Source organism: Breoghania sp. JC706 (assembly GCF_037026715.1).
Classification (GTDB): domain Bacteria; phylum Pseudomonadota; class Alphaproteobacteria; order Rhizobiales; family Stappiaceae; genus Breoghania.
Window position 1 is genome coordinate 96,558 of record NZ_JBANCG010000002.1, and the last position, 13,560, is coordinate 110,117.

11 protein-coding genes are annotated in these 13,560 nt (G+C 65.5%); 9 read left to right on the forward strand and 2 right to left on the reverse strand.

Annotated features, from left to right (window positions below):
- Window positions 1-145: 145 nt before the first annotated feature.
- Window positions 146-1,492, reverse strand: coding sequence for an oxygen-independent coproporphyrinogen III oxidase (hemN, locus tag V2L18_RS03595; RefSeq protein WP_336176449.1), 1,347 nt, complete (start codon window positions 1,490-1,492; stop codon window positions 146-148).
- Window positions 1,493-2,280: 788 nt separating this feature from the next.
- Between hemN and ccoN the strand changes: the two genes are divergently transcribed.
- The 8 genes from ccoN (at window position 2,281) to ccoS (ending at window position 10,979) form a co-directional block, all read left to right on the forward strand.
- Entirely contained in the window at window positions 2,281-3,927 is a 1,647-nt protein-coding gene (gene ccoN / locus V2L18_RS03600) for a cytochrome-c oxidase, cbb3-type subunit I (protein ID WP_336176450.1), read from the forward strand.
- Window positions 3,928-3,940: 13 nt separating this feature from the next.
- A complete protein-coding gene (gene ccoO, locus V2L18_RS03605) occupies window positions 3,941-4,675 on the forward strand; it encodes a cytochrome-c oxidase, cbb3-type subunit II (protein ID WP_336176451.1) in 735 nt (244 codons plus the stop codon).
- Window positions 4,676-4,687: 12 nt separating this feature from the next.
- Window positions 4,688-4,840, forward strand: coding sequence for a cbb3-type cytochrome c oxidase subunit 3 (locus tag V2L18_RS03610; protein WP_336176452.1), 153 nt, complete (start codon window positions 4,688-4,690; stop codon window positions 4,838-4,840).
- A 3-nt stretch (window positions 4,841-4,843) separates the two neighbouring features.
- A complete protein-coding gene (gene ccoP / locus V2L18_RS03615) occupies window positions 4,844-5,722 on the forward strand; it encodes a cytochrome-c oxidase, cbb3-type subunit III (RefSeq protein ID WP_336176453.1) in 879 nt (292 codons plus the stop codon).
- Window positions 5,723-5,992: 270 nt separating this feature from the next.
- The gene (gene ccoG / locus V2L18_RS03620) at window positions 5,993-7,372 is read left to right on the forward strand and encodes a cytochrome c oxidase accessory protein CcoG (RefSeq protein WP_336176994.1); all 1,380 of its coding nucleotides are present in this window, start codon (window positions 5,993-5,995) and stop codon (window positions 7,370-7,372) included.
- 8 nt (window positions 7,373-7,380) lie between these two features.
- On the forward strand, window positions 7,381-7,908 hold the full coding sequence (locus tag V2L18_RS03625; protein WP_336176454.1) for a FixH family protein: 528 nt from the start codon (window positions 7,381-7,383) through the stop codon (window positions 7,906-7,908).
- Window positions 7,909-8,552: 644 nt separating this feature from the next.
- Complete coding sequence (locus V2L18_RS03630; protein ID WP_336176455.1) at window positions 8,553-10,748, forward strand: heavy metal translocating P-type ATPase; 2,196 nt, start codon at window positions 8,553-8,555, stop codon at window positions 10,746-10,748.
- A 48-nt stretch (window positions 10,749-10,796) separates the two neighbouring features.
- Window positions 10,797-10,979, forward strand: coding sequence for a cbb3-type cytochrome oxidase assembly protein CcoS (ccoS, locus tag V2L18_RS03635; protein WP_336176456.1), 183 nt, complete (start codon window positions 10,797-10,799; stop codon window positions 10,977-10,979).
- Between the two features lie 614 nt (window positions 10,980-11,593).
- Here the strand turns inward: ccoS and hemA are convergent.
- Window positions 11,594-12,877, reverse strand: coding sequence for a 5-aminolevulinate synthase (gene hemA, locus V2L18_RS03640; RefSeq protein WP_336176457.1), 1,284 nt, complete (start codon window positions 12,875-12,877; stop codon window positions 11,594-11,596).
- A 173-nt stretch (window positions 12,878-13,050) separates the two neighbouring features.
- On the opposite strand from hemA, the gene V2L18_RS03645 reads away from it, so the two are divergent.
- Window positions 13,051-13,542: a response regulator gene (locus V2L18_RS03645; RefSeq protein ID WP_336176458.1), complete on the forward strand. Its 492-nt coding sequence runs from the start codon at window positions 13,051-13,053 to the stop codon at window positions 13,540-13,542.
- Window positions 13,543-13,560 lie beyond the last annotated feature (18 nt).

Sequence of the window (13,560 nt, forward strand, 5' to 3'; positions counted from 1 at the left end):
AAGTCTACGCGCCTTCATGCCCCTCCATCGTCATCACCCGGCGAAGTCCGGGTGATCCAGCGCGCGCCCCGAATGCTGCGGCTGGAGGTGGATTGCCCGGACTTCGCCGGGCAATGACGGCGGAGGGGCGAGCGCGCGCCGGGCGTCAGACCGCCACGGAGTGTCGGGCGTGGCCGGCGGCGAGATAGCTGTCGAAGGCGGCGGCCGCGACGCGTACGAAGGGCTGGCCGGTTTCCGTCACCGTCACCCGCCAGCCGTCGATCTCCACCAGACCGTCGCCGACGAGTTCCTCAAGCCGCTCGAAACCGTCGGAAAGCGTCGCCGGGTCGAGGCCGTGACGGGCGGCGACCGCCTCCACGTCCACCACGTAATTGGTCATCAGCGCCTCGATGATGTCGGCGCGCGCCCGGTCGTCGGCATCGAGCGCGATGCCGCGCACGATCGGGGCCCGGCCGGCGTCGATCGCCCGCTGCCAGCCCGCCACGTCCGGCGCATTCTGGACGTAGCCCTGCGGCAGCCGGCCGATGGAAGACGCGCCGAAGCCGATCAGCATGTCCGCGTCGTCCGTGGTGTAGCCCTGGAAATTGCGGTGCAGCGTGCCGTCGGCGAGCGCGATCGCCATCGTGTCGTCGGGGTGCGCGAAATGGTCGAGCCCGATCGCCACGTAGCCGGCGGCCACGATCTCGTCGCGCGCGGCCTCCGCCAGCATCCGCCGGGCCGGGGCATCCGGCAGGTCGGCTTCCCTGATCAGCGTCTGGTTCTTCTTGAACCACGGCACGTGGGCATAGCCGAACAGCGCGATGCGGCTCGGCTCCAGCGCCAGCGCATGTTCCGCCGTGCGGCGGATGGAGGCCTCGCTCTGGCCGGGCAGACCGTACATCAGGTCGAAATTCATTGCCGAAAGCCCGACGCCGCGCAGCGCCGCCACAGCGGCCTCCACCACCGCCTCCGGCTGGATCCGGCCGATCGCCTCCTGCACCCTGGGGTCGAAATCCTGAACGCCGAGGCTCGTGCGCGTCACGCCGGCCATGGCGAGCGTTTCGGCGAGTTCAGGCGTCACCGTGCGCGGATCGAGTTCGATGGCGTGCTCGCAGTCGGGCTCGATCTCGAAGCCCTCCCTCAGCGTCTCCACGATCTTCAGGAAGGAGGCGCGGGGCATCAGGCTCGGCGTGCCGCCGCCCCAGTGGATGTGGCTTGCCCGTCGCGGCGCGCCGATCAGCGCGCGCACCAGCCGGATCTCGTCGATCAGCGTCTCGCCATAGGCGGCGATCGGTCCGTCCCGGCGGCTCGCCTTGGTGTTGCAGCCGCAATAGTGGCAGATCTCGCGGCAATAGGGCACGTGCAGGTAGAGCGAGACGGCCCTGTCCGGCAGGTCGGCGAGCCAGCCCGCATAGGCGTCGGCATCCACCTGCGCGCTGAAATGCGGCGCGGTCGGATAGGACGTGTAGCGGGGCACGTTGCGGTTTGCGTAGCGGGCTTCGATCGGTGTCATGAGGCGGATTAGACCTGAACTGGAAAAGGTGTCGTTGACGTGGGTCAAGTGTCCGGGAACGCAGGGTCAGGGCCCGTATCTTTCCGAAGCGCGGCGGCCATGCCGCGTTGCCGCGCGGCCGGCCAGTATCGCGCCGGTGTCGCGTGCCAGTATCGCGAGGCGTGAGCCGGACGTCCCGTTCCCCGCCGGGGCGCTTCCGGCGGACTTTACGCCAGACATCCGCAGATTGCCACCGGCCGCCATTCCCTTGACGTCATATTCGGCGTGTGGGGCGCCTGCCCATCGCCGGGCTATCGTCGGGTTATCGCTGGTTCGGGCGTGCGAAACCGCGCCAAGTGTTCCCTCGGCGTGATCTCCGGCGCCGGCCGGGCGGGGGAGGGTGCGACAGTCTTCGCGGGGGCGCTGAGTCGTTTTCGCGGCCAAGATGTGGTATGTCTGACCTAGCGTAGGGTGCCTGTGGAGGATTCCGGTAACGTTGTATTTTTGCACGCTTGTGTTGTGGAAACCGGCCTTTCCCTCGGAGATCCGCCATTTCTCAGCTTCTTGCGGGCCAGTATAGCGCGGTACTGGAGACAAAAGGCCGCACGCCGCAGGCGACTTTCGGTGGAAGGCCCGATTGTAAAATTATTTCAGTTCTGGTTTTTCATTAGTCTAGCCCGAACATATTGACGCAGGTCAAGGCGATGGTCTTGTCCGGCCTCTACGCCTCGGGCTGTTGCTCGGAGGGTGCGCCTTGAACGCGCTACTCGAGTTTCCGGATTTCTTGTCCAAACTCTGGGGCTGACAACATGGCTCGACCGACACATGCCCGCTACCTGACGATGGAGCAGGGTGGTTACGTCGCCTTTCTGATCGTGGTGGCACTCGCCTGCCTGATCGTATCCGGCAAGACCTATGACAATGTCATGGCCTTTCACGCGGCGTTTGGGGCGCTCGTGACTGCCGGGGGCGCATTCTTCATTCTCAAACGCTATTTCGACAGCGACGGCGTCCTGCCGCCGCAGGAGATTGATGGCCGGCCGAACTACAATATGGGGCCGGTGAAATTCTGTTCCGTCGCGGCGATGTTCTGGGGGCTGGCCGGTTTCACGGTCGGGCTGATCATCGCGCTTCAGCTGGCCTTTCCGGTGCTGAACTTCGATCTGCCGTGGACCAACTTCGGCCGTCTGCGGCCGCTGCACACCTCCGCGGTGATCTTCGCCTTCGGCGGCAACGTGCTGCTGGCGACGTCGTTCTACGTCGTGCAGCGCACGTCCCAGGCCCGCATGCCCGGCATCGTCACGCCGTGGTTCGTGGCCATCGGCTACAACGCCTTCATCGTCATCGCCGGCACGGGCTACCTGCTGGGCGTGACCCAGTCGAAGGAATACGCCGAGCCGGAATGGTATGCGGACCTTTGGCTCACCGTCGTCTGGGTGGCCTATCTGCTGGTGTTCCTGGGCACGCTGTGGAAGCGCAAGGAGCCGCATATCTATGTGGCGAACTGGTTCTACCTGGCCTTCATCATCACCATCGCGATGCTGCATATCGTCAACAACCTGACGATCCCGGTGTCGATCTACGGCACCAAGTCCTACATCGTGTGGGCCGGCGTGCAGGATGCCATGGTGCAATGGTGGTACGGCCACAACGCGGTGGGCTTCTTCCTGACCGCGGGCTTCCTCGCCATCATGTACTACTTCGTGCCCAAGCGGGCCGACCGGCCGGTCTATTCCTACCGCCTGTCGATCGTGCACTTCTGGGCGCTGATCTTCCTGTACATCTGGGCGGGTCCGCACCACCTGCACTACACCGCGCTTCCGCAGTGGGCCTCGACCCTCGGCATGACTTTCTCGATCATGCTGTGGATGCCGTCCTGGGGCGGCATGATCAACGGCCTGATGACGCTGTCGGGCGCGTGGGACAAGCTCCGCACCGATCCGGTGCTGCGCATGATGGTCGTCTCTGTCGCCTTCTACGGCATGTCGACCTTCGAAGGTCCGCTCATGTCCGTGCGTGCGGTCAACGGCCTGTCGCACTACACCGACTGGACCATCGGCCACGTGCATTCCGGTGCGCTGGGCTGGGTCGGCTACATCTCCTTCGGGGCGCTCTACTGCCTCATTCCGTGGCTGTGGAACAAGCGCGAGCTCTATTCGCTCAAGCTCGTCAACTGGCACTTCTGGATCTCCACCATCGGCATCGTTTTCTACATCTCCTCGATGTGGGTGTCGGGCATCCTGCAGGGCCTGATGTGGCGCGCCTATGACGCTCTCGGCTTCCTCGAATACTCGTTCGTGGAAACGGTCGCGGCCATGCACTGGTTCTACGTGCTGCGCGCCTTCGGCGGCGGTCTGTTCCTGGTTGGCGCCATCATCATGGCCTTCAACCTGTGGATGACCGTGACCCGCGGCGAGGCCGAAGCGGCTGAGCCCGCTCTGGCGCCGGCGGAATAGGGGATAGCGATCAATGTCTGTTTGGCAAAAACACGAGATCTTCGAAAAGTATTCGATGGTCCTGGTGATCGGCATCCTCCTGGTTGTCGCCATCGGCGGTCTCGTCGAAATCGTCCCGCTCTTCTACCTGAAGAGCACCATCGAGAAGGTGTCGGGCATGCGGCCCTACACCCCGCTCGAACTGGCGGGGCGCAACATCTACATCCGCGAGGGGTGCTATCTGTGCCACTCGCAGATGATCCGGCCCATGCGCGACGAACTGGAGCGCTACGGCCACTACTCGCTGGCTGCGGAGTCGATGTACGACCATCCGTTCCAGTGGGGCTCCAAGCGCACCGGTCCGGATCTGGCCCGCGTCGGCGGCAAGTACTCCGACGAATGGCACCGCGACCACCTGCGCGATCCGCGTTCGGTCGTGCCGGAATCGGTCATGCCCGGCTACCCCTTCCTGCTCAAGGCCAAGCTTGATGAGCGGGGCATCGAGGATCACCTGAAGACCCAGGTCATGGTCGGTGTGCCCTATTCGGAGGACGACATCGCCCAGGCGAAGGCCGATCTGGAAGCTCAGGCAAACCCCGACAGCGACGGCGTCGACGGTCTTCTGGAACGCTACCCGAAGGCGGTCGTGCGCGACTTCGACGGCAATCCGAAGATGGTCAGCGAGATGGATGCACTCGTTGCCTATCTGCAGGTGCTCGGCACGCTCGTGGACTTCTCCGTCTACGACAACAAGGCCGACTTCAGGTAAGGGAGGGCGAACATGGAAGACTATGCTCAAGCCGCACATTTCGCCCAGACCTGGGGTCTGCTCTATTTCGTGCTGATTTTCCTCAGCGTTCTTGTCTACGCCATGTGGCCTCGCAATCGAAAGAAGTTCGACGAGGCCGCAAATGTCCCCCTGAGGGAGGATTGATCGATGGCTGACACGCACAACAAGCATGTCGACGAGGTCTCGGGCGTCGAGACGACCGGACACGAATGGGATGGCCTCAGGGAGCTCAACAATCCGCTCCCGCGCTGGTGGCTCTACATCTTCTACGCGTGCATCGTGTGGTCGATCGGCTACTGGGTGCTGATGCCCTCCTGGCCGCTCATCTCCAGCTACACCACGGGCATGCTCGGCGCCTCCCAGCGCGAGCAGGCGCTGGATGCGCTGGAAACCGGCGTCGCCGCGCGCAACGAGATGGGCGCCGGCCTGTCCACCGCCTCGCTGGAGGAGATCCAGTCGACGCCGGGCCTTCTGGAGTTCGCCATGGCGAACGGCCGGGCGGCGTTTGGCGACAACTGCGCGCCCTGCCACGGCTCCGGTGCCACCGGCTCGCCCGGTTATCCGAACCTGCAGGACGACAGCTGGCTGTGGGGCGGCTCGCTGGACGCGATCCACTACACGATCCAGAACGGCATCCGCTCCACCGGCGAGGACACCCGGATGGGCGACATGCCGGCCTTCGGTCGCGACGAGATCCTTTCCAAGGAAGAGATCACCCAGGTCGCGAGCTACGTCCACACGCTGTCCGGCGGTGCGCCGGAGGAAGGCGTCGACGTTGAGGCCGGCAAGACCGTGTTCATGGACAACTGCGCCGTGTGTCACGGCGAGGACGGCAAGGGCAACCAGGATCTGGGCGCCCCCAACCTCACCGACAAGACGTGGCTCTATGGCGGCACGATCGCCGACATCAAGGCCCAGGTCACCAACCCGCGCAACGGCGTGATGCCGACGTGGGGCGGACGGCTCGACGAGAACACCATCAAGTCGCTCGCCGTCTACGTGCATGCCCTGGGTGGCGGCGAATAGGCCGCGCCCGCATCTTGAACGAAGACCGGAGACGGCGGCAAGCCGCCGTCTCCGAACCAGCCGGGGCCGGCGTGATCAACCGACATCTGACGGCACGCGATCGCGTTCCCTCCCGGTTGATCGGTTTCAGGGACTGGAGTACCCGCGCATCGTGAGGTGCGAGGCGCTCCGGGCAGGAAGGAAGCGCGCATGCGCATCGATCGAGACGCAAATCCGGCACAAGGCGAGCCTGGCGACGAGTGGTTCGCGGCAGCCAAGAAAATCTACCCGATGGCGGTCCACGGCCGCTTTCGCAAGATCAAGTGGACCATCCTGGTCCTCACCCTCGGCCTGTACTATTTCCTGCCGTTCATTCGTTGGGACCGCGGTCCCGATGCGCCGGGGCAGGCGGTCATGGTCGATCTGGCCGGCCGGCGCGCCTATTTCTTCTTCATCGAGATCTGGCCGCAGGAGGTCTACTACCTCACCGGCCTCCTGATCCTCGCGGCGATGACGCTGTTCCTGATGAACGCCGTCGCCGGCCGCCTGTGGTGCGGCTATCTCTGCCCGCAGACCGTGTGGACCGACCTGTTCATGGCCGTGGAGCGCCTGACGGAAGGCGACCGGCGCGAGCGCATGAACCTCGACAGGGCGCCCTGGAGCGCGGCCAAGCTCGGGCGCAAGGCCTCCAAGCATTTCCTCTGGCTGATGATCGCCTGGTGGACGGGCGGCGCCTGGGTGCTCTATTTCGCCGACGCGCCGACATTGGTGAAGGATCTGGCGACGGGCCAGGCGCCGATGGCGGCTTATGCCTGGATCGGCATTCTCACCTTCACCACCTATGCGCTCGCCGGCCACATGCGCGAGCAGGTCTGCGTCTTCATGTGCCCCTGGCCGCGCATTCAGGCGGCGCTGACTGACGAATATGCCCTCAACGTCACCTACCGCTGGGACCGGGGCGAGCCGCGCGGCTCCCTCAAGCAAGGTCTCAAGCGTCAGGCGGAAGGCCTGAAGGCGGGCGACTGCGTCGATTGCTACCAGTGCCTGCACGCCTGCCCGACCGGTGTCGACATCCGCAACGGCATGCAGCTCGACTGCATCCAGTGCGGCCTGTGCATCGACGCCTGCGACAATGTCATGGAGAAGATCGGCAAGCCCAAGGGGCTGATCGGCTACGACAACGACATCAACGTGCAGGCGCGCTCGGAAGGCAAGCCTGCGCACTACCAGATCCTGCGTCCGCGCACGATCGTCTACGCCGCGCTGATCGCCGTCATCGGCATGGTCATGCTCTACACGCTGGTGACCCGCTCCTTTGAGGGCATCAACGTCCTGCACGACCGCAATCCGATCTTCGTCCAGCAGTCCGACGGCACGTACCGCAACGGCTACACGGTGCGCATCCTCAACAAGCGCCCGATCGCGCGCGATTTCGTCTTCGGTCTGGAACACATGCCTTTCGGCACCCGCATCGAGGTCGTGGGCGCGGAAGGCGAGGTCGGCGGCTATCCGATCGTCTCCGTCGGTCCGGACCGCACCCGCGAATTCCGCGTGCTGCTGTTCTCGCCCTATGGCGCGGACATGCCGAAGTCGACGCCGATCACCTTCCGCATCGTCGACACCCGCACGGGTGACACGGCGCGCGCGGACGATTACTTCAAGGCGGAGTGAAACCTGACGTGAGCACGATCGCACCTTCCATGACCCCGGATGCAAAGCCTGAAAGGCGGCTGACCGGCCGCGGCGTTCTCGCCTGGCTGGTCGGCTTCTTCCTCGTCATCTTCGCCGCCAACGGCGCTTTCATCTACTACGCGCTGTCGAGCTGGACAGGGCTTGAGGTGGAAAGCTCCTACAAGGCCGGTCAGGCCTACCAGGGCGTTCTCGACGAGGCGGCCCGGCAGGCGGCGCGCGGCTGGCAGGTGAACGCGCATATCGACCGCGATGGCGGCGGCCGCGCGGCGATGCGGATCGTGGCGCGCGACAAGACGGGGGCGCCGCTCTCCGGCCTTCTCTTCACCGCCCGGCTGGAACGTCCGACCCACCGCGCCGAGGACCGTACGCTGACGCTGGCGGAGCGCGAGACCGGCATCTATGTCGGCACGCTGGACGATCTGGAACCGGGCCAGTGGGATCTGCATCTGGAAGGAACGGGCAGCACGGGCGTCGTCTTCCGCTCCCGCAACCGGCTGTTTCTGAAGGACGAATAGACGGGGCGAAGTTGGCTGGTTCTTGGTGAGCCAGGTGCGTGCCGGAATGTCCGAAGCGCGATGGATACCGAGCGCAGGCGACTCGCACCCCTCTCCCCCCTTGTGGGGGAGATGTCACGCGAATGCGTGACAGAGGGGGGTAACGCCGCGAGCGCCGAATCTGCCGCCTCACCCCCCTCTGTCGGCTTTCGCCGACATCTCCCCCGCAAGGGGGGAGAGGGGTGCAAGCGGCGGACGTCGGGCAATGACGGCGGAAAGAGCGGAGCCTGGCTCAGGGCCGGCCACATTCACTGACTGTCATCCCCGCCTTCGCGGGGATGATAACAAGAGAGAGCCGCCGCCGAGGCTCGATCTCTCCTCCGTCATCCCCCGGCTTCGTCCGGGGGATCCATTGAGGTTTCCGGGCGTGCTGCGGGCACCGCTGGATTGCCCGGACTGCGCCGGGCAATGACGGCGGTGGGGGCGGAGCCTGGCTCAGGGCCGGCCACATTCACTGACTGTCATTCCCGCCTTCGCGGGGATGACAGCGGGGACGAACCGCGAAGCGGGCGGACCAACGTATGCCCGCCGTCCCTTCGCCCCGTTGCGCATCCGCGAAAATACCATCACGATCCGCTTAGGATCGTTTCCGGGACCATGACGCCATGAACGTGCATTCGCGAGACTGGAGCGCCTTCGTCACCAAGGCGCCGAGCGGGGCATCCCACATCGAGCTGGCCGTGGAGGGCATCCACTGCGCCGCCTGCATGGCCCGCATCGAGAAGGGCCTCGGCCGGCTTCCGGGCGTGGAAAACGCGCGTCTCAACCTCACCACCCACCGTCTCGCCGTCGACTGGCAGCCCGAGGCCACCAACGCGGGTGCCGTGGTGGACAAGCTGGAATCGCTGGGCTTCAAGGCACATCCGTTCGATCCCGGTGAAATGCGCGGACGCGACGATGCGGCGAGCCGGCATCTGCTGCGCGCGCTCGCTGTCGCCGGCTTCGGCGGCATGAACATCATGCTGCTGTCGGTCTCCGTCTGGTCCGGCAACGTCACCGACATCACGCCGGAGACGCGCGACTTCTTCCACTGGCTGTCGGCGCTGATCGCGTTCCCGGTCGTTGCCTATGCCGGCCGGCCGTTCTTCGTCAGCGCCTGGTCCGCGCTCCGCGCGCGCGCCCTCAACATGGACGTGCCGATCTCCATCGGCGTCATCCTCGCCGTCGCCATGTCGTTCCTGCAAACGATCCAGCACGCCGAGGACGTCTATTTCGACAGCGCGGTCATGCTGCTGTTCTTCCTGCTGATCGGCCGCTATCTCGACCAGAACATGCGACGGCGCACGCGCTCGTTTGCCGAAAACCTCGCCGCACTCAGGGCCGATACCGCGCGCCTCATCCGCCCCGACGGTTCCACCGCCGACGTGCCGCTGTCGCAGGTCGAGCCCGGCATGCTGGTGATCGTGGCCGCCGGCGAGCGCGTCTCCGTCGACGGCATCATCGAGGAGGGCACTTCCGAGATCGACCAGAGTTTGGTGACCGGCGAAACCCGGCTTGCCGAGGTCGGGCTTGGCGACCGGGTTCACGCCGGCACGCTGAACGCGGCCGGCGTCCTCAAGGTGCGCGTCACGGCGGCTGCCAAGGGCACGCTGCTTGACGAGGTCACCCGGCTTCTGGAAACCGCCTCGCAGGCGAAATCCCGCTACATCCGCCTCGCCGACCGCGCCGCCGCGCTCTACGCGCCACTCGTCCACACCGCGGCAGCCCTCACGTTCATCGGCTGGCTCCTTGCCGGCATCGGTTGGCAGCCCTCGCTGGTCATCGCGATTTCGGTGTTGATCATCACCTGCCCCTGTGCGCTGGGCCTTGCCATTCCCGCCGTGCAGGTCGTCGCCAGCGGCATCCTCTTCAACAAGGGCGTTCTGCTGAATTCCGGCGATGCGCTGGAACGCTTCGCGACCGTCGACACGGTCGTCTTTGACAAGACCGGCACGCTGACGCTGCCCGATGCCGATCTTGCCAACGCCGATGAGGTGCGTGTGGAGGATCTGGACCTCGCCGGCCGGCTGGCGCTGGCGAGCCGTCATCCGCTGGCAGCCGCCCTTGCGCGGGCCTGCGGCGCACGCGATCCCGTGACCGGTGCGCGCGAGGCGGCGGGCTCCGGCGTCCGCGCCACCGTCGACGGCGTCGACTGCCGTCTCGGCAGCCCGAAATTCTGCGAGGTGCCGGCCGACGTCGCCGCCGCTGCGCTCGAGCGCCATCCCGATGCCTCGCTGATCGTGCTCGCGCGCGGCGATGCGGCGCCGGTGCTCTTCGCCGTCCGTCAGGCGCTGCGTCCGGATGCGGCCGACGTGATCGGCGAGCTGAAGGCGCGCGGGCTGAAGATCGAAATCCTGTCCGGCGACCACGAGGCGGCCGTCGCGCTGGTGGCGCAGGAGCTGAGCGTTGCCGACTACGCCGCCGGTCTCGATCCGCGCGGCAAGATCGCCAGGCTGGAGGCGCTGAAGGGGGAGGGACGCACGGTGCTGATGGTCGGCGACGGCCTCAACGACGCCCCCGCTCTTGCCGCTGCCCATGTCTCCATGTCCCCGGTCTCCGCCGTTCATCTGAGCCAGGCGGCGGCGGATGCGGTGTTTCTCGGCGAGAGCCTTGCCGCGGTGCCAGCGGCGCTCAAGACGGCCCACCGCGCCCATGTCGCCATGCGGCAGAACCTGATGCTGGCTGCCGCCTACAACTGCATCGCGGTGCCCTTCGCCGTCGCCGGCTTCGTGACGCCGCTGCTGGCCGCGCTCGCCATGTCGGCCTCCTCGATCATCGTGACCAGCAACTCGCTGCGTCTCCGGCTCGGCAAGACGGATTGACCCCAAGTCGGATTGACCTCGTGAGCGGGTACGATAGGTAACACGGTCATGGACGTTCTGATCTATCTCATCCCGATCGCGCTGTTTCTGGGCGGCCTTGGCCTCGTCGGCTTCCTGTGGTCGCTGAAAAGCGGCCAGTACGACGACCTGGAAGGCGCCAAGTGGCGCGTTCTGTCGGATGACGACCTGCCGCCGGATCAAAGGCCGCACAAGAGCGCTGGGGCGGAGTAGGGGCAGCTTTCGCGCTCGATCTCTCCAACGTCATTCCGGGCGCATCGCAGCACGTCGGTGCTGCTGCGCAGACCCGGGATCTCGAGCGGCGGGCTCCTGGGGGAGATTCCGGATCTGCGAAGCGACACTTCGCGCCGCACCGCTCACCTGATGAAGTTCGTACCTGGCCATGGTCCGGGTCTTTCTCGTCATTCCCCCTCATGCCTCACCGCCGTCATTGCCCGGCGAAGTCCGGGCAATCCACCTCCAGGCGCAGCATTCGGGGGGCGCGCTGGATCACCCGGACTTCGCCGGGTGATGACGATGGAGGGGCCGGGTGATGACGATGGAGAGGCATGAAGGCGCGTAGAATTCGACGCGAAGAACCGATTACCGTTTCCGGGCCAGACTCTCCGGATGACGTTGTCGTGTTGTTATTTCTGCGAAATCAACAACAGACACAACGTCATCCTGAAGAGCGCTCGCCAGAGCGCATCTCGAAGGATCGGCCGCGCACACCATACAAGCCAGGCCCACCACGCACTCCCCGCGCTTCCGACCCACGCTGCAAAAAACAAAAAAAGGCCCGCGCCGAAGCACGGACCTTTTTCTCCCACTTCAAGCCGTGAAGCGTGTCAGCCGCCTGAGGCGGTGAAGATGTTCTGCTCCAGGTTCTCCGCCCGCGCCGTCACGTCGTCCGATGCGGTGCCGCCAAGCGGCAGTTCCAGCCGTTCCCACACGTCGGCGAGCGCGTCGCGCAGGTGCGCAATCAGCGCGTCGTTGTGGAACGGCGTCGGCGTGATGCGGAGCCGCTCGGTGCCGCGCGGCACGGTCGGGTAGTTGATCGGCTGGATGTAGATGCCGTGGTCGGCGAGCAGGATGTCGCTGGCCTTCTTGCACTTTTCCGGATCGCCCACCAAGATCGGCACGATGTGCGTCTCGGACGGCATGACCGGCAGGCCGGCGGCGCGCAGCACGTCCTTGGTGCGCTGGGCTTGACGCTGCTGCATCTCGCGTTCGGTGCCCGATTTGCGCAGATGGCTGATCGAGGTGCGCGCGGCCGCGGCAAGGGCCGGCGGGATCGCTGTGGTGAAGATGAAGCCCGGCGCATAGGAGCGCACCGCATCGACCAGCGCCGTGGAGCCGGCGATGTAGCCGCCCATCACGCCGAAGGCCTTGGCGAGCGTGCCCTCGATCACGTCGAGACGCTCCATCACGCCGTCGCGCTCGCAGATGCCGGCGCCGTGCTCGCCGTACATGCCCACCGCGTGCACCTCGTCGATGTAGGTCATCGCACCGTACTTGTCGGCGAGATCGCAGATCGCCTCGATCGGGGCGACGTCGCCGTCCATCGAGTAGACCGATTCGAACACGATCAGCTTGGGGCGCTCGTTGCCCGCGGCCTTCAGCAGCTCTTCCAGATGCTCAAGGTCGTTGTGGCGCCACACCTGCTTGTGCATGCCGGAATTCTTCACGCCGGCGATCATCGAGGCGTGGTTCAACTGGTCGGACAGGATCAGGCAGTCCGGCAGAAGCTTGGCGATGGTCGAGATCGCCGCCTCGTTGGAGACGAAGCCGGAGGTGAAGACCAGCGCGGCTTCCTTGCCGTGCAGCTCCGCCAGCTCCTTTTCCAGCTGAACCAGCGGATGGGTGTTGCCGGAGATGTTGCGCGTGCCGCCCGCCCCGGCGCCCATCCGGTCGGTGGTGGTCTTCAGCGCCTCGATCACGTCCGGGTGCTGGCCCATGCCCAGATAGTCGTTGGAGCACCAGACGGTGATCTCGCGCTCTAGCCCGTTCTCCGCCCGCCAGATGGCATGCGGGAATTTTCCGGCAATTCGTTCCAGATCGGCGAAAACACGATAGCGTTTCTCATCCCGCAACGCGTCGACGGCGGTCTCGAAAATGGCCTGATAGTCCATTCGTCCGTCCTTTTACTCATTCTAAGGTGAAACTTAGCGTGGATCCTTCGACATGTCGAACGTCACTTTGTCGCGTTGGGGCAGTTTCGGGTTTGTACGGACCTGTTGGCCCGGCCTAACGCTCCGTTCACCTTTTTATGTGACAACGACGCCGGATACGGAGGACCAATGCGGTGAGTCTCGATCTGGCCTCGCTCACCTTCCTGCTGGTTGAAGACAGCGCCTACATGCGTACGATCTTGCGCACCATGCTGCAAGGGTTCGGCGCGCGCAGGATCGTCGAAGCGGAAGACGGCGCCTCCGGTCTGGAGGCGATGGAGCGCGCCAACCCCGATATTCTGATCCTGGACTGGGTGATGCCGATCCTCGACGGGGCCGACATGGTGCGCATGATCCGCACCCCGCAGAACCCGTTCGCCTATATCCCGATCATCATGGTGACCGGCCACACCGAGCGCAGCCGCATCATCGAGGCGCGCCGGCTCGGCATACACGAGCTCCTCTCCAAGCCGATTTCCGCAAAGGCACTTTACCAGCGCATTTCCGGCGTGATCCTGCATCCGCGCGATTTCGTCAAGACGCCGTCCTATTTCGGCCCCGCCCCGCGCGAGATCCGCAACCGCCAGAAGATCTGGCAGGACACGGCTGCCGCTGGCGGCGGCTGATCCCGCAGGCGCCGAAAA